Source organism: Bradyrhizobium sp. DN3 (assembly GCF_041357655.1).
Lineage (GTDB): Bacteria > Pseudomonadota > Alphaproteobacteria > Rhizobiales > Xanthobacteraceae > Bradyrhizobium.
This window is the reverse complement of sequence record NZ_JAULLN010000005.1, coordinates 271025-294287: the sequence shown is the minus strand read 5'-3', so window position 1 is coordinate 294287 and position 23263 is coordinate 271025. Positions and strand designations below refer to the sequence as shown.

The window sequence follows — 23263 nt, the reverse complement described above, 5'->3', positions numbered from 1 at the left end:
CATGACCGATCCGATCATCGCGCTTCAGAACGTCCGGCGTGAGTTCGCAGCCGGCGACACAAGTGTGATCGCACTCGACGACTTCTCGCTCAGCATCCAGCCCGGCGAGATGGTCGCGATCATCGGCTCGTCCGGATCGGGCAAATCGACCCTGCTCAACATCCTCGGCTGCCTCGACCGTCCGACCTCCGGCACCTATCGGGTCGCCGGCAAGAACGTCTCCGAGCTCGATGCCGATGCGCTGGCGGCGCTGCGCCGCGAGCATTTCGGCTTCATCTTCCAGCGCTATCATTTGCTCGGCGACCTCTCGGCTGGCGCGAACGTCGAGATCCCCGCCGTCTATGCCGGAATGAAGGCCCGGGAGCGCCGCACGCGCGCAGAGAAGCTGCTCGCAAGACTGGGCGTGAACGACCGGCGCGGCCATCGCCCGAACCAACTTTCGGGGGGCCAGCAGCAGCGCGTCTCGATCGCGCGCGCACTGATCAACGGGGCCGAGGTCATCCTGGCGGACGAGCCCACCGGCGCCCTCGACCGACGTAGCGGCGAGGAAGTCCTGCGTATCCTCGGCGAGCTGCACCGCGAGGGGCGAACGATCATCATCGTCACCCACGATTCCGAGGTCGCCGCGCGGGCCGAGCGCATCATCGAGCTGCGCGACGGCAGGATCGCCGCCGACCGCCGCGCCGCGACCGCCGTCATCGCGGAGCCGTCCGCTCCGATTGTCCGGACGTCCTGGGACGGCGACTCCGGCTGGTCCGGTGCGTGGCGACGGCTGCGCGAAGCATCGCGGATGGCGCTGGTGGCGATGGCCGCGCACCGGCTGCGCGCCTTCCTGACGATGCTCGGCATCATCATCGGCATCGCGGCGGTATCGTCTGTCGTCGCGCTCGGCAACGCCTCGCAGCGCAAGGTGCTGTCCGATATCGCAAGCCTCGGCACCAACACGATCGAGGTTTTTCCGGGCAAGGACTTTGGTGATGCCCGTGCCGGCAAGATCAAGACGCTGGTGCTCGACGATGCCCGCGCGCTTGACCGCCAGAGCTTCATTGCCGGGGTCACGCCGACGGTCTCCACCAGCAGCACCGTTCGGTACCGCGGCAACGAATCCAACGTGCTGGTGAACGGCGTCGGCGAGAGCTATTTCCAGGTCAAGGGCGCCAAGCTGGCGAAAGGACGCCTGTTCGACACCGATGCGGTCCGCAATATCGAGCGGCAGGCCGTCATCGACGACAATACCCGCAAGACCTTCTTCGCGGACGACCAGACCTCAGGCATCGGCCGCGTCATCTGGCTCGGCAAGGTGCCCTGCCGCATCGTCGGCGTCATCGCCCAGCAGCAGGGCGGCTTCGGTTCGAACCAGAACCTCTCGGTCTATCTTCCCTACACCACCGTGCAGGCGCAGTTCACGGGCGACCGCTCGCTCCGCAGCATCCTGCTCCGGATCAGCGACGAGATCTCGACCGCGCTGGCGCAGGATGCGGTCACCACGCTGCTAACACGGCGGCACAACGTCAAGGATTTCGTCATCCTCAACACCGACGACATCCGCCGCACCATCACGAGCACGACGCAGACCCTGGCCTTCCTCGTGGCGGCGATCGCGGTGATCTCGCTGATCGTCGGCGGCATCGGCGTGATGAACATCATGCTGGTGTCCGTTTCGGAGCGGATCAGCGAGATCGGCGTACGCATGGCGGTCGGCGCCAGGCGCACCGACATCCTCCAGCAGTTCCTGGTGGAGGCGACCTTGATCTCGTCCATCGGCGGCATCGCCGGCATTGTCGTCGCGATCCTGCTCGGGACCGTGATCAACATCGCGATCCCGGGATTCCAGGTCAGCTATTCGCCGTTCTCGATCGGCGCGGCGTTCCTGACCTCGACGGGGATCGGGATCGCCTTCGGCTTCTTCCCGGCCCGGCGGGCCGCCTTCCTCGACCCCGTGGTGGCGTTGAGCCGTGACTGACCGTAGGATTGCCCCATGACCGTAGTTCTTCGGACGAGACAATCGTCCGCACATCGACCAACGATCGGCAGCCCCGATGCGATCTCAATCATGACAAACGGCACGCAGAGCATCCTGATCGTCGAAGACGATCAGCAGACTCGCGACCTCATCGCGCGCTATCTGCGCGATCACAAATTCTCGGTCGACGCCGTCACGAACGGCAAAGAGATGGACCGTCACCTGGCGCAGAACCGCGTCGATCTAATCGTGCTCGACCTGATGCTACCGGGCGAGGACGGCTTGAGCCTCTGCCGTCGCCTACGCATGGACTCCACGACCCCGATCATCATCCTCACCGCGAGGGGCGAGGATCTCGACCGGATCCTCGGCCTCGAGATGGGAGCCGATGACTATCTGCCGAAACCCTTCAACCCGCGCGAACTCCTCGCCAGGATCAACGCCGTCCTGCGCCGGCAATCGAGCGGCCTTGCGGCCAGCGCGACGGCGAGCCGGCTGAAATTCCAGGGCTGGACGATCGATCTGCGCTTGCGGGAATTGCGCGATCCCGAGGGCGCGCAGGTGCCGCTGACCAGCGCCGAGTTCGACCTGCTGCAAGCCTTCTGCGAACGGGCCGGCCGCATCCTGACCCGTGACAGCCTGCTCAGCATGACGCGGGGACGTGCCGGCGCAAGCTTTGGCCGCAGCATTGACGTGCTGGTCAGCCGGCTGCGCCGCAAGCTCGACCGCACGGAAGGGACGTCCGTGATCAAGACCGTCCGCACCGGCGGCTACATCTTCACGCCTGTGGTGGAGGAGGCATGAGCCGCGCCGCCGACATCGTCACGCTGTTCAGCTTCAGGCGGATCAGCGGCCAGATCGCGGCCCTGGTGCTGGTGTCGCTGATCCTCATCCATGTCCTGATCGCCGGCTATTTCCTGCTCAACCGTCCGAAAATTCTGGCTGACAGGCCGCTCGAGCAGTTTGCGCTGATCGTTCGGATCATCGCCAACACGCCACAAGCCGAGCGAGCTCTCGTTCTCGAGAACGTCAGCCGAACCTTTCCCGCGTTGAAGCTTCAATTGCTGGAAGGCGTTTCCGCCTCCACCGTGCCATTGCCGGAGCGGACACTGAACGTCCCGTCGCCGCTCGACGGTGAGGTCGACCTCATTCGCGGCAGCACGTCAGAACACGATCGTGTGTGGTTTCACCTCTCAAAGGACGACGTGCTCGAGGCCACGATCGGATCGCCCAAAATGCCGGCCTTCGTCAGCGGCCTCTGGACCTCTACGTTGCTGTTCCTGGTGGCGAGCGTGACGCTGCTCGGCGTCTGGGCCGGTCGCGCGCTCTCCTCGCCGTTGTCGGCCTTCGCGCGCGCTGCAGAGGACTTCAGCTTGAACGGATCATCTGCGCCGCTGCCCGAAAACGGTCCGGAGGAGATCAGGTCCGCGGCAAGAGCGTTGAACCGGATGCGCGAGCGCATCACCACGCTGATGAACGACAGAACCCGCATGCTCGCAGCCATCAGCCATGACCTGCGCACGCCGATCACGCGGCTGCGGTTGCGCTCGGAATATATCGAGGATGCGGCGCAGCGCATGCAGACCGTGCGCGACCTCGACCAGATGCAATCGATGCTCGAATCGGTGCTCTCGTTGCTGCGCAACGAAAGCTCTGTCAAGCCGACCCTGGTGGACGTTGCCGCGCTCCTTCAAATGGTCTGCGAGCAGTTCTCGGATTGCGGACACGCCGTGACTTATTCCGGCCCCGACCGTGCCGCGTTCGTCATGCGGCCGGACGAGATCATTCGCGCGGTCACCAATCTGGTCGAGAACGCAACGCGATTCGGAACCGACGTCCGCGTCGAACTGTCGACGCCCGGAAACGAGATCGTCATCGACGTCTCCGACGACGGACCCGGCATTCCCGATGAGAGGAAGGCGGCGATGCTCGAGCCCTTCGTGCGCGGAGAGGACGCCCGCAACATGGACGAGAGGGCCGGATTCGGCCTCGGCCTTTCGATCGCGCAGGCGATCGTGATCGCACATGATGGAACGCTTCAGCTGCTCGACAATAAGCCCAGCGGCCTGCGCGTCCGCTTGCAGCTTTCGAGCGCTGCCTGCGACAATTCGGGCAAACCTCGGACATAAAGGCGCGGCAATTCTGGGGCCTCTGGAGCATCCCACCCTTGCCTGCTTCCCCGGAGTTCCCATGCATTCTGCCGACCGGCCGGCGACGCGCCTTGCGACTCGGCTCGCCTTCCTCGTCGCGGGCTTCGGCATCGCGTGCTGGGCGCCGCTGGTGCCGTTCGCGAAGACGCGGCTCGGCGTCGATGATGGCGTTCTCGGGCTGCTGCTGCTCAGCCTCGGCATCGGCTCGGTCCTCGCCATGCTTCTGACCGGCGTCCTGAGTGCGCGCTACGGCAGCAGGCCGATCATCATTGCGGGCGGCTTCGGCCTTGCCCTGGTCCTGCCGTTGCTCGCGATCGCGAGCTCGCCAGCAGCGCTGGCGTTGGCGCTCTTTGCGTTCGGCGCCGCGCTCGGCTCGATCGACGTCGCCATGAACATCCATGCGGTGGAGGTCGAGCGCGCCGCGAAACGTCCGCTGATGTCCGGCTTCCACGCTTTGTTCAGCATCGGCGGCTTCGCCGGGTCCGCGCTGATGACGGCACTGCTCTCGCTGCAGCTCGGCGCGCTCACTTGCACGCTGATCTGCTCGATCCTGATGCTGATCGCGATGTTTGTAACCTGGCCGCGTCTGCTCCGTTCGGCGCAGGTGCAGGAGGGTCCCCTGTTCGTCCTGCCGCGCGGCGCCGTGCTCCTGCTCGCGCTGCTTGGCGCCATCACCTTCCTCGTCGAAGGCGCGATGCTCGATTGGGGAGCGCTGCTCGTCATCGGCGCGGGCCTCGTCTCGAAGGCACAAGGCGGCGCCGGCTATATCGTGTTCTCGATCGCGATGACGGTGGGGCGGCTCGGCGGCGACGCCGTCGTCGCGCGCATCGGCGACCGCACGACGCTGTTGTGGGGAAGCCTCATCGCCATCGCGGGCTTCGTGGTCCTGCTCACGGCTCCGATCGCGGCGGTGGCCATAGCCGGCTTCCTGCTCATCGGCCTCGGCGCATCGAACCTGGTGCCGGTGCTGTTCCGCCGGGCGGCCAAGCAGACCGCCATGCCCACGGGCCTCGCGGTCGCGGCGATCACGACCGCCGGCTATGCCGGCATCCTCATCGGTCCCGCCGGCGTCGGCTTCGTTGCTCGCGTCAGTGGGCTGCCAATGGCGTTCTGGCTGCTGGCCGCGCTGATGGGTCTCGTCACGCTGTCGGCAGGCGTCGTCACGAAGGAGCAACGCCGGACATCGCGCGTCAGCGCGTGAGCGGCCTCACAACTGATTCAGCCCGATCGATTTGATCACGGGCGCCAGGCTTGCCGTTGTCGCCTCGACGATGCGCTGGAATTTTTCGGGGCTTGAATCGGCGTCCGGCTCCATGCCCTGCGCGCGATAATTCGCGAGCAGCGTCGGATCGGCCATGGCCAGCCGCGTGGCCTGGGCGATCCGATCGATGATCGCATCATCGGTGCGCTTGGGCGCGAACAGTCCGAACCAGCCCTCATATTTGAGATTCGGCATGCCGGATTCGACCGCCGTCGGGATATCAGGCGCGCCGCTCAGCCGCCTTTCGGTGGTGACCGCGAGCAGCCGGATCTTGCCGGCCTGGCTGAGCTGCTGCAATTGGACCGACATCACGGCAATGACGAGCGAAATCTGGCCGCTGACGAGATCATTGGTCGCCTGCGCAATGCCCCGATAGGGCACGTGGACGATGTCGAGCGCGCCGGCCTGCTGCTTGAAGGATTCGCCGACCAAATGATTTCCCGTCGCGACGCCCGGCGTCCCGTAGGACAGCATTCCCGGATTGTCCTTCGCATAGGCGATCAATTCGCGCAGATTGGCCGCGGGCAATGAAGGATGGACGGCGAAAACCAGCGCGCTGTTGATCAGGCGGTAGATGGCGCGGAAATCGCCGACGGAATAGCCGGGATTTGCCGAGGTCAAGGGAATGATGACCTGCGTGCTGCCGTTTCCGAGCAGCAGTGAATAGCCATCGGGCTCCTCGCGCGCGACCGCGGCAGTCCCGATCGCGCCGCCTGCGCCGCCGATATAGTCGACGAAGGTCGGCCCGAGCAGCGCTGACATCTTGTCGACCCATGGGCGCCCGATCTGGTCACCCGATCCGCCAGCCCCGTAGGGAATCACCAGTCGAATGGGACGGGACGGATAGTCGGCGGCTTGTCCGCTGCGTGGGATGGTCGCCAGCGCCGCTGCGCCCGATAGCGCAGAGACGAACCGTCGCCGCGAGAAGGAAGGCATGTTCGAATTCCGGAAGCGGTAGTTACTGTCGAGGCGGGACCGGCTCCCCGTCATCCCATCGCAGCAATCCGCGACCGCCGTCAATGCTCCGGTCCGATCGAGCGGCAGCATCACCGCCGTGGCATGCTGGTCTAACCCATTCCTTTTCAAGAACTATTTCAATCAGCCGAGGCCGACCCAAGCCATCTGTGCAGGTCTGCCAGTCATGCGGCTTTCGGCCAGTTTACTCGGCGCCTCGTTCTGCTAGACCAGAACGAAATACCTTTTGACTCCCGCGAGGGGGCAATGGCGCGTGCCAGCACATAGTAACCAAGACTCAGCCATTTCATTTGGGCCATTTCGGCTGTTTCCCAAGTCCCGGCTCTTGGAGAAGGAGGGCGCGCCGCTTCACGTCGGCGGCCGCGCGCTCGACATTCTGATCTTCCTGGCCGAGCGTCCCGGTGAAGTCATCGACAAGCGCGAGCTGGTCAAGCGCATCTGGGCCGACGTCAATGTCGACGAAGGCAGTCTGCGCTTTCATGTCGCAGCGCTGCGCAAGGTGCTCGGCGATACCGGCAAGTCGGCCCGTTATGTCGTCAATGTACCCGGCCGCGGCTATTGCTTCGTCGCCTCGTTCGCGCAAGCGGCGCCGCAAATCGCCCCACCCTCCGCCGAAACCGCGCTTCCTCGCTCCCTGCCCGCTCAGCTTGCGAAGATGATCGGACGAGAGGAAGTCATCGAGAAGATCTCCAATGGACTTTCGCTGCATCGCTTCATGACCGTGGTCGGCCCGGGCGGCATCGGCAAGACCGCCGTCGCCGTCACCGTCGGGCATCGCCGATCCCAGGATTTCGGTGGGCGCGTGTTCTTTGTCGACTTCAGTCCGTTACGGGACGCCAGCCACATCGCGACCACCATTGCTTCGGCGCTCGGCCTGACCATCAGCGCGGAGGATCCGACGCCGGCCCTGCTGACATTTCTGAAGACCGGCCCAGCCCTGCTGATCTTCGACAGTTGCGAGCACGTGCTGGATGCGCTGGCGCCGCTGGTCGAGCACATCGTTCGCGAATCAACGGAGCTTCGCGTTCTCGCGACCAGCCGCGAGTCGTTCCGCAGCGAAGGCGAGCGGATATTCAGGCTCTTCCCGCTGGATTGTCCGCCGGAGCGCGAGGACCTTGATGTCGCCGATGTCCTTGCCTACCCCGCCGCTCAGCTCTTCGTCGAGCGCATCGCGCAGAGCTCGGGTCCGTTCCAGCTCAGCGCCGAAGAGGCGCCGCTTGTCGCCAGCATCTGCCGGCGCCTCGACGGCATTGCGCTGGCGATCGAGCTCGCGGCAGGTCGCGTCAATGCGTACGGCATTGCCGGCACCGCATCCCTGCTCGACAGCCGCTTCTCGCTGCAATGGCGGGGGCGCCGCACCGCGGTGCCGCGGCACCAGACCCTCGCCGCCGCGCTCGACTGGAGCTACGATCTGCTGCCCGCGGCGGAGAGCGCCACCTTGCGACGGCTGTCCGTCTTCGCCGGGCCCTTTGCACCGGAAGCGGCCGCCGCCGTTGCGGCCGGCGATGGCCTCAGCGAATCGGAGACGCTGGAGGCGATCGACAGCCTGGTCACCAAATCGCTGATCTCGCCGTCCGGTTCGCGAACGCTGCGCTATCGCCTGCTCGACACCACGCGCACCTATGCGCTTGCGAAGCTGCACGAGCTCGGCGAAAATAGGCAGCTCGCGCGGCGCCATGCGGAGCATTTTCGCGATTTCTTCGAGCGCGCCGAGGCCGACACGACAACGCCGCTGCCCGAATGGCTGAACATCTACGGCGCAGAGCTGGACAATGTGCGCGCGGCGCTGGACTGGGCCTTCGCGCCCGACGGCGACGCTGCACTGGGAATCGCCCTGACCGCAGTTGCGGTCTCACTGTGGGTGCGCCGTTCGTTGTTCGCCGAATGCCGCGAGCGCACCAGAACGGCCCTCGCCGCGCTCGGCGATGCCGGCGACAACGACCATGTCCGCATGCAGCTGCTGTCGGCGCTTGGCTGGTCGCTGATGTATGGCGAGGGCCGCGCGCGCGAGGCGCGCCCGATCCTTGAGACGACCCTCGAGCTGTCGGACAGGCTCGATGACAAGGATTTCCGGCTGCGCGCGCTCTGGGGTTTGTGCATCGACCAGTTCAACAACGGGCAGTTCGGCAAGGCCCGCGCGCTTGCCGAGCGCTTTGCCAACGCGGCAGCGAACTCACCCGACAAGACCGATGTCATGCTGGGCGACCGGCTGATGGCCGTCGCGCTGCACTATCTCGGCGACCAGGACGAGGCGCGCGTGCGCATCGATCGGGTCAACATGTCGCTGCACGTGCTGGCGGAGAAGCCGAAAATCTTCCCGCTCGACCTCAGGATATCGACGCAATATTTCCGCGCCCGCATCCTGTGGCTGCAAGGCCTGGCCGATCAGGCCCAGGCGCTCGCCGCCAGGAACATCGAGGAAGGCCGCGCCAACGGTCACGCCCTGACCTTCTGTAGCGTGCTGGGACAAGCCGCCTGCCCAATTGCGTTCTGGGCCGGCGATTTCGACGCCGCCGAGCGCCATGGCACCGAGTTGCTCGAGCACACCGAGCGCCATGCGATCCGGCTGTGGGGCTTATGGGCAAAAGCCTTCAATGCAGCGATCATTGCCAAGCGAGGCGACGTCGCGACGGGCCTGCCGCTGCTGCGCGAAGAGCTCAATCGCGCCGGCGATGCGCGCTTCCTGCCGCGATTTCTTCCCTTGCTCGGCGAACTCGCGGCGGCCTTCCTGGAGACCGACCAGATCGACCGCGGCCTCGACGTGATCGATGACGTCCTGACCCGTTGCAACGACCGGCAGGAGCTCTGGTATCTGCCAGAACTGACCCGCATCAAGGCAGAATTGATGCTCAGGAGCGCGCGTCACTCGGCGGATGCCGAAGCACGCTTGCGCGGGGCCATGGACATGGCCGTTGCGCAAGGCGCTCGCTTCTGGACGCTGCGCTGCGCGATCAGCCTCGCGCGATTCATGTTCGGGGCTGGCCGGAGCGCAGAAGCACTGGCGGTTCTCGACCCTGTCTGCGGGAGGTTCGCCGAGGGCGCAGACATCGCCGATATGCGCAGTGCCCGCGATCTGATCGCGCAATTGCGCGCCTGACCGCGCGCGCTGACGCCGCGACGGCCGGCCTAGCCTCCGGCAGCAGCCGCACGCTGTGGCAGCTTCCAGCCCGGCCGGATGAAGTGGCAGGTGTAGCCGTCCGGATAGCGTTCGAGATAATCCTGATGCTCGGGCTCGGCTTCCCAGAACTCGCCGGCCGGCGCGATCTCCGTCACCACCTTGCCGGGCCACAGGCCCGACGCCTCGACGTCCGCGATCGTATCCTCGGCAATGCGCTTCTGCGCCTCGCTGGTATAGAAGATCGCGGAGCGATAGCTCGTGCCCCGATCATTGCCCTGGCGATTGAGCGTGGTGGGATCGTGGATCTGGAAGAAGAACTCCAGCATGGTCCGGAAGCTGGTCTTTGCGGGATCGAACATGATCTCGATCGCTTCGGCGTGGCCCTCGTGATTGCGGTAGGTGGCATTCTTCACCTGGCCGCCGGTGTAGCCGACGCGTGTGGAGACCACGCCGGGCTGCTTGCGGATCAGATCCTGCATGCCCCAGAAGCAGCCTCCGGCCAAAACTGCGCGCTCTGTCGTCATCTGTCCGCTCCCAATTGATCGCTCTGTCCGTTCTGCGCCTGTCGTATCATATGCTTTCGGCTGCCTGGCCGAAAGGCAGGTATTTGTCCACCCGGTCCTCTCATGGGCCCAAAGCTTCGACCGCTTCAGTTTCCCAACCAGAACCGGATGGACGCGAATTGAAAGCTCGCCGCTAGCCCAGCTTGGCGTCGAGCGTGATCGCGGCGTTGAGCACCTTGGACACCGGACAGTTCTTCTCGGCCTCGCCCGCGAGGCGCGCGAAACCTGCTTCATCGAGGTTCGGCACCTTCGCGCGCAAGGTGAGCGCTGACTTGCTGATCTTGAAACCTTTGCCTTCGGGTTCGAGCGTCACGGCTGCCTCGGTCGAGAGCTCCTCCGGCGTGAAGCCTGCCATTTGAAGGCCGAAGGCCAACGCCATCGTAAAGCAGCCGGCATGGGCCGCCGCGATCAACTCCTCGGGATTGGTGCCCTTCTCGTTCTCGAAGCGGGTCTTGAACGAATAGGGCGTCTCAGCGAGCACACCGGATTCGCTTGAGAGATGGCCCGTGCCATCACGACCAGTGCCCTTCCATACTGCTTTTGCCTTGCGGATCATCCTGGTTCTCCTTGTTTGTGTGCAGATCGTTCAGCCCGATCCCGGCACTCCGTGCCGGCGTCGAGGTTCCGTCAATTGCCGATTTGTCCAATGACTGGCGCAAGATGGAAGACTGCCTTCAACTCAGGACGGCAGCGGTAGACCGGCTTGCTCGCGCACGATGTAATCGGCGTACCAGTCGGCCCAATTCTCGTCGTGTCCGCCGATCCGCGTCTCGTGCTCACCATGCGCAACCGACGCACGGCGCAACGCCGCCGCCAGATCGCTCTGCGAGGCGAACGTCGTGCCGTCTGCCGTGATGCGTCCGGGCAATCGTGTCGTGACTTCCTGGAACAGCCAGCCATTGCCGTCGGGATCGCTGAACGAGGCAAACGAGCTGTAGCTGCCGCGCTTCGGGTCAGCGCCGCTGACCCGGGCGCTGCCAAACAGATACGGCTCGTCCGGACCGGCGTGAACATCGCCGGCACCGTGGAAGGGTTCGCTGACGGCGATGCCGCGGTCGAGCAGATCTTGTCGTGCAGCCTCCAGATCGGAGACGATCAGGTAGAGGCCGCGCGCCGAACCAGGCGCGGCCGCCGTGACGTTCCTGCCGAAAATCACCGAACAGGCCGAGCCCGGCGGCGTGAACTGGATCACGCGCCACTCGCTGCCCGACGCGAAGTCGGCATCCAGTCGCCAGCCGAGGCGCGTGTAGAACGCCTTGGCGCGGTCGACATCGGAGACGGGGATGACGACGACTTCGAGCTTGAGGTCAAGGTTACGCGAAGTCGAAGGCTTGGTCGCGACGTCACGGACGATTTCGATAGTGGCCATGATAACCTCCCCGTTGGAGTAGGATTTAACTCGAAGGCCATACTGGACGCGTCGCTCGGGTTTTGCCCGTTAGACGTTGCAAGATTCTGTTATGATCGGCGGCATCGCAATCTGGTGGCGGACACTGCGACCTCGACGGTCAAGCATGCTGACGAATTGTCGCAGTCACCGTCGTAAATCGCTCGCCTTTAAGCAAAATTTGTGACGGCTATTCCCCGTGCGTTCGGTGATCGCCACGCGATTTCGCCACTTTCGGCCAGTTTACTGGACGTCTCGTTCTGATAGATCAACGTGCAGACATCAGCCTTTTTCAGCGGACCATTGCTCGTGCCGGACACTAACGACCAGGATTCGGCCATTGCTTTCGGGCCGTTCCGGCTGTTTCCCAAGTCGCGGCTGATTGAGAAGGACGGCGCGGCGCTTCACCTCGGTGGCCGCGCGCTCGACATCCTCATCTTTCTCGCCGAGCGCGCCGGCGAGGTCGTGGACAAACGGGAGCTGATGCGGCGCGTCTGGGCCGACGTGAATGTCGACGAAGGCAGCCTGCGCTTCCACATCACGAATCTGCGCAAAGCCTTGGGCGATGCCGGCGAAGGCTCCCGCTACGTCGTCAACGTCCCCGGACGTGGCTATTGCTTCGCGGCCCCGCTGCTCCGGACAGCACCATTCGAGGACCGCACCAGCCTGCCTGCCGCTTCGCCCCACGCGCTTCCCTCGCCGCTTGCGAGGATGATAGGGCGCGACGATGAGGTCGAGAGGATCTCCGCAGAGCTGACTCAGCACCGCTTCGTCACCATCGTCGGCCCCGGCGGGATCGGCAAGACCTCGGTTGCGCTCGCCGTCGCGCACCGCGAGCTCGGGGCCTTCGACGGTCGGGTGAGCTTCGTCGATTTCGGTGCGCTGACGGATGCCCGCCTCGTGCCCGGGACGATTGCGGCTGCACTCGGCCTGACCGTCAACTCCGACGATCCCATGCCGGGCCTGCTGACGTTCCTGCGCAGCCAGCGGATGCTGCTGGTGTTCGACAGTTGCGAGCATATTCTCGATGAGCTCGCCCCCCTGGCCGAACGCATCGTCCAGGAGGCGCCAGAGCTGCATATTCTCGCCACCAGCCGCGAGTCCTTTCGCACCGAAGGCGAGCGCGTCCACCGGCTGTTTCCACTGGATTGCCCGCCGCAGCGCGACGGGCTCAGCATCGCCGACATCCTTGCCTATCCCGCAAGCCAACTCTTCGTGGAACGCATTGCCGAGAGCCTGAGCGAGTTCGAGCTCAGCGAGGAGGATGCCCCGCTCGTCGCCGAGATCTGCCGGCGTCTCGACGGCATTGCGCTTGCCATCGAGCTCGCGGCCGGACGTGTGAACGCGTATGGCGTTGCCGGGACCGCCTCGCTGCTGGATAGCCGCTTCTCGCTGTTGTGGCGAGGACGACGCACTGCGATTCCGCGACACCAGACCCTGAGCGCGGCACTCGCCTGGAGCTACGACCTGCTGCCGCCGGCCGAAAGCGCGACGCTGCGCGCACTGTCGGTGTTCGTCGGCCCGTTCACGCTGGAAGCCGCAATTGCTGTCGCGTCCAGCCAGGGCATCAGCGAATCCGAAGCGGTCGAGACGATCTCGAACCTGCTCTCCAAATCTCTGGTCGCAACGTCGCCCGCGGAGCGGCGGCTGCGCTATCGCCTACTCGACACGACACGCGCCTTCGTCGCGCACAAGCTCGTCGAGAACGGAGAAGCGGCCCGCGCTGCGCGCGCCCATGCCGAATATTTCCGCGATGTCCTGCGCGACATCGCTGTCAAATCAGCGGGCATGCAGAGCGCCGGCGGCTTCCTTCCTTATGCCGACTACCTGCCCAATGTCAGGGCCGCGCTGACCTGGAGCTTTTCGGACGGCGGCGACCGGACAATCGCGGTGGATCTGGCGGCCTCGGCAGCCCAGTTCTTCCTCGAGCTGACATTGCTGACGGAATGCTACCGTTGGACCCGGCAGGCGCTGGCCTCGCTCGACACGGATTCGATCGACAGCCGCCAGGAGATGACGTTGCAGGCGGCGCTCGGCGTCTCCGTGATGTTCACGCAGGGCAATACGGAAGCGGTCCGGGCGGCGTTCACGCGCAGCCTGCAGCTTGCGCGGGGGCTGGAGGATTTGCACTGGCAGCTCTGGCTGTTGCGCGGATTGCACATCTATCTCACCAGGGTTGGAGATTTTCACGGCGCGCTCGGCACGAGCGAACAGGGCGAAAGCGTTGCGCGCAGGCTGAACGATCCCGCCGCCGCGCTGAACGTGGAATGGATGCTGGGCGTTGCGCATCATCTGATCGGCAATCAGGACAAGGCCGTGCAGTTCTGCCAGAGCGCGATGGCGCACAATCCCGGCTCGCAGCGGCTGAACATCGGGCATCTCGGTTATGACGACCGCATCGTGGCGCTGGTGGCACTGGCGCGCGGGCTTTGGCTCACCGGCCGGCCCGATCGTGCAATTGAGGCGGCCAGGTACACCGTTCGCGAGGCCGAGTTGCTGGAGCAGCCGCTGACCCTCGGTATTTCCTTGATCTGGACGATCTATGTGTTCCTCTGGGTCGGCGACTGGGCCAATGCGGAAATCCTGATCGAGCGGCTGATCGAACATTCCGCGCGCCACTTCCTCGGCCCCTATCATGCGGTCGGCATCGGCCAGAAAGGCGAGCTGCTGCTGCGCCGCGGCGACGTCGCCGCCGGCATGGAGCATCTTCGCCGCAGCCAGGCCACGCTGTACGCCACGCGGCACCGGATCATGACGACGGTGTTTGCGACGGCGCTCGCGGAGGGGCTCTTGGCCCAGAACCAGCCCGACGAGGCCCTGCGGACCATCGATGAGGCCATCGCGCAGATTCCTGATCATGGCGAGTCCTTCGACATGCCGGAGATGCTCAGGGTCAAGGGCGACATCCTCGTACGGGCGGGCCATACCGCGGAGGCCGAGAGCGTCTTGCGCAGATCGCTCGATCTGTCGCGGCGCCAATGCGCGGTCGGCTGGGAACTCCGCGGCGCGATCAGCCTCGGCCGCATCTGGGAGCGCACCGGCAAGGCCGCGGACGCGCGCGACCTGCTCACCCCGCTCGTCGCGCAGTATCAGGAGGGCCTCCAGACCCGCGATCTGGTTGCCGCAAGAGGCTTCCTTGCCGCCCTGAATTGAGAGCATCTTCAACGAGATACCGCCATCCCGCGCGCTCGCAAGTCCTAACAACTTCTAACACGCCAAGCCGCACACGCCCCGCCATGGTGGAGGCACTTCACGGTGGATATGGCGGGACATGGCGCTTCTTGACGACGTAATCGATGCCAACGGCGGCATGGCCCGTTGGAACAGCTTGAAGGGGTTCACGCTCCACCTCTCCGTCGGCGGGACGCTGTTCTCCAGCGCCGGGCACGCCCGGGAATTCAAGGACGTGACCGCAGAAGGCTCGACCCGGACGCAATCGATCCGCTTCACCGGCATCACCGGGGGCGAACATTCCGGGTCGTTTCAACCGGACGCGATCACGATCGAGAGCCTGGATGGTGAGGTCCTGCGGACCTGGCGCAACCCGAGCTTCGCGTCTGCCGAGGCTGGCTCTGCTGCGCTCGCGGACGAACTGCACCTCGTCTTCTTCTGCGGCGTGGCGATCTGGAATTATCTGACGACTCCATTCCTGCTCGCCGACCCCGATGTCGTGGTGGAAGAGCTGACGCCGTGGCGCGAGAGCACCCAGACCTGGCGGCGGCTGCGGGCGCAATTCCCCCCGCGCCTGGTCACGCTCGCTTCCGAGCAGATCTTCTATTTCGACGAGAGCGCTCTGCAACGGCGGACGGATCACGATCTCTTCGGGATGAAGATCGCACATTCCTCCTGGGCCCATGATAGTTTCGGCGGCATCGTGGTGCCGACGCTTCGACGGGCGCAGACGCTGCGGCCCGACGGAACCGTGATCGCCAAGCCCGTGCTGATAGATGTCGAGATCTTCGACGCCGTCTTCGAGTAGCGGCGCATGCGCGCGCAAACGACGTCACGTGCTCGAACCTGCGCCGACGACGTCAACCGATGCGACGAATTGGGACGTTAATAGAGTCTCCTGCGGCGAGCTGTCACAGCGCTCGCACTCACACAACAACTAACAACTCCTAATCACCACTAACGGGCGTCCTGGCGCGCACACGCGTACTCTCGGACCATAGCGAACTTGCGCATTCGCAAGCCGCCGCTGAGACGAGAGGACGAACGATGTTCACCGACATGCAGGCGCACGCCTGGGCCGATCTTCGAGCCGTCAACCGGAATCGCGAAGCCATTCGAGCGACACAGGCATTCGCCCGGGAAAGCCGATGGCGTCAGATCGACCGCGGCGCGGAGACGTCCAGCGAGGACATCACGATCTCGCGATGGGAAGACTCCCGTGACGCTTCGTCGCACGAAGCGACGACCCCCGAGGATCGCTATTTCGTGGGCATCGCCTTGAAGACCACGCGCGCAAGACTGACCCGGGACCGTCAGATCGTTTTCGACGGCACCATGCCTGCAGGCACGCTCTATGTCACCGCACCGTCGAAGCCTCTCCGCGCGCAATTCCAGTCGCCATGCGCTTTCCTCCACTTTCACATCTCCACGGATCATTTTCCGGCGCAATTCCCCACGACCCAAGGACTGAATGACCTCGTCCTGTTGCGCGACCCGCTCGCTGCGGAGCTTGCCAAGGCGCTGATCGAACGTGGTCACGCCGCGGACCACCAGTTCATGCGCTGCCTCGGCCAGACCCTTGCGATGCATCTCGCCCGGTTGGAGCCGCCGCGCGTCAGGGTCAATGCCTTGCCGAAATGGCGGCTGCGGCGGGTCGAACACTATATCGCCGATCATTTCGACCGCTGCATCAGCCTGGCCGAGCTCGCCCATGTCGCCGGCTTGTCCAGAATGCACTTTGCGGCCCAATTCCGCGCCGCGACCGGTTACCGTCCCCGCGAATATCTACTCAATCACCGGATCGAACGTGCGAAGGCGCTACTCGCGACCACCGAGCGGCCCTTGGCGGAGATCGCGCTTGCCGTCGGCTTCAGCACGCAGGCGCATTTTTCCACCGTCTTCAAGCGCATCAGCGGCCAGTCTCCGGCACGCTGGCGCCTCGCCAGCAAGGGTGAGCGAACTGAGGCAGAAGCGCCTCCGCAGCGGCGTGCTGCTCGGGAGAGGGACTGGATCGCCAGCGTGGCCGCGTAGCGACGCGCACGCGGTCTCTACTTCATCATTGCGAGAGCCGTAGCCCGGATGGAGCGAAAGCGTAATCCGGGAAGGTGCCGATGAAGAGAGCGGTCCCGGATTGCGCTACGCTCCATCCGGGCTACGATAAAAGCCCTACACCGGATCGAATGCCCGGATCGGGGGCAGATTGCCCGTGAACTTCTCTACCTCGACTGTCGTCAGCTGCCCCGTGCAGCCTTGCGCCAGGGATGAGGTGCCGACGTCGCGGGTGAGCACGTTCGGATTGCCGTGAACGCAGAGCGGCGCGTCGTCCTCGGGATCCATCGGGTCATACCACGCTCCGGTCGGAAGCTGCACGACGCCGGGCGCGATGCCGTCGGTGACGTGGACCGCAGCGAGGCAGGCGCCGCGGTCGTTGAACAGGCGGATGATGTCGCCATCCTTGATGCCGCGCGCGGCCGCATCGCGCGGGTTCATGCGCGCGACCTCGCGGCCGCGATGTTTTGCGGCAAGCGAATGGCCGCCGAAATCGAGCTGGCTGTGCAGCCGCGTCACCGGCTGGTTGGCGACGAGGAAGCACGGTGCGCCAGGCCTCGGCATATCGGTCTTGTCGAGCCAGACCGGATGGCCCGGGCAATCTGCATCGCCATGGCCGGCGATCTTCGCCGAGAAAATCTCGATGCGGCCGCTCGGCGTCGGCAGGGCGTGACCTGCGGGATCCTCACGGAAGCGGCGCAGCCGGCCGCCGTCATCGGGCTGCTGCGGCACGACCAGGCTGCCGCGCTGCCAGAATTCGTCGAAGCTGGGCGCTTCCAGGCCACGCTTGGCGAGCGAGGCGCGGGTCGGCTCATACAGATGTTCAAGCCACTCCCGTGAGGTGCGACCTTCCGTAAAGGGTTCGCGTGCGCCGACACGCTCGGCGAGATCGGCGAAGATATCATAGTCGTCGCGCGCGAGCCCGAACGGCTCGGCGATCCGGTGCATCGCGACCATCAGGGGATCGTTGGTGGAATAGCCGATGTCCTCGCGCTCCAGCGTCATGGTCGCGGGCAGCACGATATCGGCGTGCCGGGCCGTCGCGGTCCAGCCGAGCTCGTGCACGACCAGCGTGTCGACTTTCGCGAATGCCTTGCGCAGGCGGTTGATGTCCTGGTGATGATGGAAGGGATTGCCGCCGGCCCAGTAGACGAGGCGAATGTCCGGATAGGTGCGCCTCTCGCCATTATAGCGATAGGTGCTGCCAGGGTTGAGCAGCATGTCGGCGATGCGTGCCACCGGAATGAAATCGGCAACGCCGTTGCGGCCCTGCCCCAGCGTCGGCCCCGGCACGTCATTGACGCGGCGGCCGTAATAGCCGATCGCACCCAGCGAATAAGCGTAACCGCCGCCGGGAAGACCGATCTGGCCGAGCGCTGCCGCCAATACCAGGCCCATCCACACCGGCTGCTCACCATGCTCGGCGCGCTGGAGCGAATGCGAGACGGTGATCAGCGCGCGTTTTCCGGCGAGGCGACGCGCCAGCGCGCGGATCGTGTCCGCTTCGACGCCTGAGATCGCGGCGGCCCATCCGGCATGCTTTGCTTGCCCATCGCTCTCGCCGGTGAGATAGCGCAGGAAGACGGGCCAGCCTTCCGTGTAGCGATCGAGGAAGGCCTGGTCGTGCAGACCTTCGCTCACCAGCGTGTGGACGATGCCGAGCATCAGCGCGGTGTCGGTGCCGGGCATGCAGCTCATCCATTCGGCACCGGCCTCGACCGGCAGATCGTCGCGCAGCGGGCTGACCAGGACGAACTCGCAGCCGCGCCGGCGCGCCGCCGCCATGGCACCGCGCTCGACATGCTTGCTGATAGAGCCGCCAGCGACCATGGAGTTCTTCAGCGCCATGCCGCCGAACGCCAGCACGATCTCGGTGTTATCAGCGATCTGCTCCCAGGTGACGTTGCGCTTGGTGATGTCCTCGTATCCCGCCAGGATCTGCGGCAGCAGCACCGAGGACGCGCCGGAAGAATAGGTGTTGACCGAACGCACATAGCCGCCCATCGCGATGTTGAGGAAGCGATGCACCTGGCTCTGGGCGTGGTGAAATCGGCCCGCGCTCGACCAGCCATAGGAACCGCCGAACACAGCGCCGGGGCCGCGCGTGTCGCGGATGCGCGCCAGTTCGTCCCCGAGGAGATCAAGCGCCTTCTCCCAGCTCACGGAGACGAATTCGTCGCGGCCGCGGCGATCGTCCGGGCCGGGACCGCGCTCGAGCCAGCCGCGGCGGATCGCCGGCTGGGCGATGCGGGCCTGATGGCGCAGCGCCCCGGGGAAATTATCGATGATGCCGTTCGGATCGGGATCCCCTGCATACGCCCTGACCTCGAGCCCGGTCGCACCTTGGCGCGCCGAGAACACGCCCCAATGCGAGGTGTGCGGCTTGAAGCCGTCGGACAGGTCGAGGCCAGGGTCGGGAAAGCCAATCGTATCGTCCATCGCCTGATCCTTGTTCCAGCACGTGGTGGCAGTATACCGATCCACACTGCGATGTCATCGAGATCAGGGCTGACGTCTACGCTGGGCTCCCGTGCACTCTGTAGCACCCGACGCCGCCGAATAGCGAGGTCAAGACTCAAGCCGATGTCGACGGTGCCACTCGGTACGTCACAGGGCCTCGTATTGATGGTGCAGATGTGCGATACGCATCCCTCCCCTCATCAGCAACATCGGTCTCATCATGATCAAGCGCGTCTTGCCCTACGAAGGTCTGCTCCACGAAGTGGTCGAGCATAATGGCGTGCTTTACATCGGTGGGATCGTCCCTGAAGACATGAGCCTCGATATGTCGGGCCAGGCCAACGATGTCCTCCGGCAGCTGGCGCAGCTGCTGAAGACCCTCGGATCCGATTTGGCCAACGTCTTGCAGGTGACCATCTACATGACCAACCTGCAGGAGAAGGCCGCGTTCAACACGGCCTGGAAGGCGCAGTTTGCGGAAGCTCATCTGCCGGCGCGCGCCGCAATCGGCGTCGCCGATCTCGGTCCGGGCGTCAAGCTCGAGATGACCGCCATCGCTGCGCGACACTAGTGGTCGCCACGGCACCCTTGTACCGGTCTTAACTTTTTGCGCCGACATCAATGTTAACGAGCGACTTTCGTTGCGCGAAGGGAATGCCCTGATACGCTCTGCGCATATCAAACGCAGCGTGTTCAAGATGATCAGATACTCATCCTACGGCACGACGAATTCTTCAAAGCAATCGCCGACGCTCGATTCTGACGATCCGCTTCGTGCCGCATATCGCGAATTGTTAGAGCTGCGTCGGCGCGTCAGGGCCGCTGAAGCAGCCATGATGACGCGAGCTAGCGATCGCAGACGCAAGCCGACCGCGAGCCGAGCCCAGAACTGGCTGAAGCAGTCTGGATGACCCTGCTCAATGACGGGTCTGCGGCAGCTTCCAGCCCAGAACCTTGCTCGCGACGAGCGTGCGCAGCACCTGCGCCGTGCCACCGCCGATCGTGAACATGCGCACGTCGCGCGCCATGCGCTCGAGCGGGAAGTCGCGCGAATAGCCGCGGGCCCCGAACATCTGAAGTGCATCGTTGACGATCTTGATCGCCGCCTCGGACGCGAAGATCTTCGCCTGCGCCGCGAGGGTCGGATCGGGAAATGCGCTGCCGCCCGGGCCTCGCGACGCGGCGGCTGCATGCAGCATCAGGCGGGATGCGGTGAGCTGCGTTTGCATGTCGGCGAGCATCCATTGCAGCCCCTGGAATTCGCCGATCGGGCGCCCGAACTGCTCGCGCGTCTTGACCCATTCGACGGCGTGCTCCAGCGCACCTGCTGCGATCCCCATCGCGACAGTGCCTGCGCCGACACGCTGGCTGTTATAGGCATTGATGAGGTCGGCAAAGCCGCGCTTGAAGCCCGACGGAGGCAGCAGCACCATGTCCGGCGTGATCTCCAGATCCTCGAACACGAGCTCGCCCTCGGGCATGCCGCACAGTCCCATCGTCGTTTCGCGCTTGCCGATGCGCAGCCCTTTGGCCTCGCCGCGCACGGCCAGGAAGCCGCCGACGCCGAGCTCCTCACCGCTCTCATCGAAGACCCGCGCGAAGATCAGGTGCAGGCGCGACACGCCGGCGCCGGTGATCCAATGCTTGCTGCCGTTGAGCACGAAGCGATTGCCGCGCTTGTCGGCCCGGGTCTTCATGCCGCTCGCGTCGCTGCCCGCCTCGGGCTCCGTGATGCAGATGGCCGGCTTGTCGCCTGCCAGGACGAGATCGGCAGCGCGCCTGCGCTGTGCATCGGTGCCGTAGGCCATGACGGTGGAGATCGCGCCCATATTGGCCTCGACGACGATACGCGCCGAGACCGTGCACGCGCGCGCCATCTCCTCGATCACCAGCACCGTGTCGAGGAAGCTCTGGCCCTGCCCGCCATATTCCTTCGGAATGGTCATGCCAATGAAGCGCTCGGCTTTCAGCGCCTCGACAACGTCGAAGGGATACTCGCGCGATTGATCGATCTCGGCGCCGCGCTTGCGCAGCAGCCCGTTCGAGAAGGCGGCGGCTCTTTCCTTCAAAGCCAATTGACGGGATGACAGCTCCATGGCGCCGCTCCTTCTCAGCGGCCCATGGCATAGAATTCGGCATTCGGACGCATGCTCGTCACGTTCGCGAGCCGGTTCGACAGGCCGAAAAAGGCCGAGATCGCCGCGATGTCCCAGATGTCCTCTTCGGTGAATCCGTGCGCCTTCAGCTTGGCGAAGTCGCTTTCAGACGTCTTGTGCGCCTCGGTCGAGACCCGAACAGCGAAATCCAGCATCGCCTTCTGACGATCGGTGATGTCGGCCTTGCGGTAGTTGACGGCGACCTGATCGGCAATCAGCGGGTCCTTGGCGCGGATGCGCAAGATCGCGCCATGCGCCACCACGCAGTACTGGCACTGATTGAGGTTGCTGGTCGCAACGACGATCATCTCGCGCTCGGCCTTGGTCAGATTGCCGGGCTTGTCCATCAGCGCGTCGTGATAGGCAAAGAACGCGCGAAACTCCTCCGGCCGGTGGGCGAGCACGAGAAAGACATTCGGAATGAAGCCGGACTTCTCCTGCACGGCCAGGATGCGGCTGCGGATATCGTCCGGCATATCGGCGAGATCGGGGACAGGGAAGCGGCTGACGGCGCGTGTTTCGGTCATGAGCTTGGCTCCTCGTTGAAGATTGGCATGACAGTCATCGCCCCTCACCTTTCGCCCGGATCATCGCAAGAAAGCGTTCGGCGAAGACGTCGAGCGCATCCGGTCGCCGTTCGAGCTTGGCGCGCAACACCGCGCCCTCCCAGCCGATCCAGAAGAACTGCGCGAGATCCTCGCAGTCGAGCTCGCTGGACATCTCGCCCGCCTCTTGCGCCGACCGCAGGCAACGGGACGTCCGCGCTTCCCAATCCCGGAACACAGCAGCGAGGCGCTTCCGGAACGGCTCCGGGAGAACACCCATCTCTTGCCCGAGATTGCCGACGAGGCAGCCGCGCCGGTATCGATATCTCGCCATGCCCGAGCGAGCGTCCGCGATGAAATCACGCAGACGGTCGAGCGGAGCACGCTCGGTGTCGTCGAACCATCGGTCCAGCTTGCGCGCGAAATAGTCCGCATAGGCATCGATCAGTGCGAGACCAAAGGCCTCCTTGCTGTCGAAGTAATGGTAAAATGAGCCTTTTGGCACCTCCGCGGTGTCAAGGATCTCCTCGACGCCCACGGCACTGAAGCCCTTCTCGGTCAGGATCGCTACGCCGGTGCGCAGCAGCCGTGCGCGCGGCGCGTCTGGCCGTGTCTGGTCCTTAGGCGGACGGCCACGGCGACGTGGTTCGGCTGACGGCGAAATCGCTTTCATGGCGATTTATTAGACCGATCGTCTTGCAAAATCAATCCCGCGTCGTCATCGAGGCCCGGCGTCTGTCGATCGGACCTTCCAGGACGTGCGGATCACCTCGCGCTCACGGCATCTGACAGACGTCCGGATGCAGCAGAGGAGCGTCCTTCAGCCAGACGTTCGCGCCGTCCGCACCGCAGACGGCGCGCAGGGGCTGTCCGGCGGGCAAGCGGACCCAGCCTTGCGGGAGCAGCGTCTGATCACCAATCGACAGGCTCCCGGCGAGAACGAGCATTTCGAGCCCGCGTGCATTCTCGACCGCGACGGAACTGCCAGGCATCCAGCTCTCGAAACGCACGTTCTCAAATCCATCGTCGAACAGTTCGAGCGCGCTCGCCGCCCCGGATCGCGGCTCGCGCTGACGACCTTCCGCGGGCCGTCGTACGATCTGGTCGCGATCGCCATCCCGGAACTGCCAAAGGCGCACGAAGATCGTGCAGCCAGCCTCCGATGCGGGAACGTGCGAGGTCCCGGGCGGATTGCGGAAGTAGCTGCCCGCTGGGTAATCGCCATGCTCGTCCTGAAAGACGCCATCGAGAACGACGATCTCTTCGCCGCCGCCATGCGTATGGCGCGGAAACGCGCTGTGCGGCGCGTACCGCACGATCGAGGTGGCGCGCGCGACCTCGTCGCCGATGCGGAACAGCATGCGCCGGTCGACACCGGCCGCCGGGCTTTGGGTCCACGGCAGCTGCCCGGCCTGGACGATCACCGGAACCGTCAAGTTATCATTGATGCGCATGGCTCTTCTCC

The 23263-nt window shown here is 64.9% G+C and carries 18 protein-coding genes; 9 read left to right on the top strand and 9 right to left on the bottom strand.

Annotated elements, in window-relative coordinates; translation table 11 throughout:
* Position 1: 1 nt before the first annotated feature.
* The 4 genes from AAE027_RS10590 to AAE027_RS10575 all read left to right on the top strand — a co-directional run bounded on the left by AAE027_RS10590 (position 2) and on the right by AAE027_RS10575 (position 5314).
* Positions 2–1963: a MacB family efflux pump subunit gene (locus AAE027_RS10590; RefSeq protein ID WP_370987716.1), complete on the top strand. Its 1962-nt coding sequence runs from the start codon at positions 2–4 to the stop codon at positions 1961–1963.
* Positions 1964–2053: 90 nt separating this feature from the next.
* Complete coding sequence (locus AAE027_RS10585) at positions 2054–2767, top strand: response regulator (RefSeq protein WP_370987715.1); 714 nt, start codon at positions 2054–2056, stop codon at positions 2765–2767.
* Positions 2764–4092 (top strand): ATP-binding protein, encoded by a 1329-nt coding sequence (locus AAE027_RS10580; RefSeq protein ID WP_091878166.1) that lies wholly within the window; start codon positions 2764–2766, stop codon positions 4090–4092. The genes AAE027_RS10585 and AAE027_RS10580 overlap by 4 nt, the downstream gene beginning before the upstream one ends.
* 61 nt (positions 4093–4153) lie before the next feature.
* A complete protein-coding gene (locus AAE027_RS10575; protein WP_370987714.1) occupies positions 4154–5314 on the top strand; it encodes an MFS transporter in 1161 nt (386 codons plus the stop codon).
* A 6-nt stretch (positions 5315–5320) separates the two neighbouring features.
* Here AAE027_RS10575 and AAE027_RS10570 read toward each other — a convergent pair whose 3' ends face one another.
* Positions 5321–6310 carry a Bug family tripartite tricarboxylate transporter substrate binding protein gene (locus AAE027_RS10570; RefSeq protein WP_370987713.1) on the bottom strand — a complete coding sequence of 330 codons (990 nt, stop codon included), beginning with the start codon at positions 6308–6310 and terminating at the stop codon, positions 5321–5323.
* Between the two features lie 292 nt (positions 6311–6602).
* Between AAE027_RS10570 and AAE027_RS10565 the strand changes: the two genes are divergently transcribed.
* Positions 6603–9446 (top strand): ATP-binding protein, encoded by a 2844-nt coding sequence (locus AAE027_RS10565; RefSeq protein ID WP_370987712.1) that lies wholly within the window; start codon positions 6603–6605, stop codon positions 9444–9446.
* Positions 9447–9475: 29 nt separating this feature from the next.
* On the opposite strand, the gene msrA is transcribed toward AAE027_RS10565, so the two are convergent.
* The 3 genes from msrA to AAE027_RS10550 all read right to left on the bottom strand — a co-directional run bounded on the left by msrA (position 9476) and on the right by AAE027_RS10550 (position 11399).
* Positions 9476–9991, bottom strand: coding sequence for a peptide-methionine (S)-S-oxide reductase MsrA (gene msrA / locus AAE027_RS10560; RefSeq protein WP_091878174.1), 516 nt, complete (start codon positions 9989–9991; stop codon positions 9476–9478).
* Between the two features lie 172 nt (positions 9992–10163).
* Positions 10164–10586, bottom strand: coding sequence for an OsmC family protein (locus AAE027_RS10555; protein WP_128932423.1), 423 nt, complete (start codon positions 10584–10586; stop codon positions 10164–10166).
* A gap of 123 nt (positions 10587–10709) precedes the next feature.
* Positions 10710–11399, bottom strand: coding sequence for a VOC family protein (locus AAE027_RS10550; RefSeq protein ID WP_370987711.1), 690 nt, complete (start codon positions 11397–11399; stop codon positions 10710–10712).
* Between the two features lie 327 nt (positions 11400–11726).
* Here AAE027_RS10550 and AAE027_RS10545 point away from each other — a divergent pair, with 327 nt between their 5' ends.
* From AAE027_RS10545 to AAE027_RS10535, 3 genes are all read left to right on the top strand, one after another.
* Positions 11727–14570, top strand: a complete 2844-nt coding sequence (locus tag AAE027_RS10545) for an ATP-binding protein (RefSeq protein WP_370987709.1) — start codon at positions 11727–11729, stop codon at positions 14568–14570.
* A 118-nt stretch (positions 14571–14688) separates the two neighbouring features.
* Complete coding sequence (locus AAE027_RS10540) at positions 14689–15396, top strand: hypothetical protein (RefSeq protein WP_370987708.1); 708 nt, start codon at positions 14689–14691, stop codon at positions 15394–15396.
* Positions 15397–15635: 239 nt separating this feature from the next.
* Entirely contained in the window at positions 15636–16619 is a 984-nt protein-coding gene (locus AAE027_RS10535) for a helix-turn-helix domain-containing protein (RefSeq protein ID WP_370987707.1), read from the top strand.
* A gap of 135 nt (positions 16620–16754) precedes the next feature.
* Here AAE027_RS10535 and AAE027_RS10530 read toward each other — a convergent pair whose 3' ends face one another.
* Entirely contained in the window at positions 16755–19076 is a 2322-nt protein-coding gene (locus AAE027_RS10530) for a molybdopterin guanine dinucleotide-containing S/N-oxide reductase (protein ID WP_370987706.1), read from the bottom strand.
* Between the two features lie 241 nt (positions 19077–19317).
* On the opposite strand from AAE027_RS10530, the gene AAE027_RS10525 reads away from it, so the two are divergent.
* Positions 19318–19668, top strand: a complete 351-nt coding sequence (locus AAE027_RS10525) for a RidA family protein (RefSeq protein WP_370987705.1) — start codon at positions 19318–19320, stop codon at positions 19666–19668.
* A gap of 346 nt (positions 19669–20014) precedes the next feature.
* Here AAE027_RS10525 and acdA read toward each other — a convergent pair whose 3' ends face one another.
* The 4 genes from acdA to AAE027_RS10505 form a co-directional block, all read right to left on the bottom strand.
* Positions 20015–21193 carry a 3-sulfinopropanoyl-CoA desulfinase gene (gene acdA, locus AAE027_RS10520; protein ID WP_370987704.1) on the bottom strand — a complete coding sequence of 393 codons (1179 nt, stop codon included), beginning with the start codon at positions 21191–21193 and terminating at the stop codon, positions 20015–20017.
* A gap of 14 nt (positions 21194–21207) precedes the next feature.
* The gene (locus AAE027_RS10515) at positions 21208–21780 is read right to left on the bottom strand and encodes a peroxidase-related enzyme (protein ID WP_370987703.1); all 573 of its coding nucleotides are present in this window, start codon (positions 21778–21780) and stop codon (positions 21208–21210) included.
* A 34-nt stretch (positions 21781–21814) separates the two neighbouring features.
* Positions 21815–22471, bottom strand: coding sequence for an acrylate utilization transcriptional regulator AcuR (gene acuR / locus AAE027_RS10510; protein ID WP_370987702.1), 657 nt, complete (start codon positions 22469–22471; stop codon positions 21815–21817).
* Between the two features lie 103 nt (positions 22472–22574).
* Positions 22575–23252, bottom strand: coding sequence for a cupin domain-containing protein (locus AAE027_RS10505; RefSeq protein ID WP_370987701.1), 678 nt, complete (start codon positions 23250–23252; stop codon positions 22575–22577).
* Between the last annotated feature and the right edge of the window lie 11 nt (positions 23253–23263).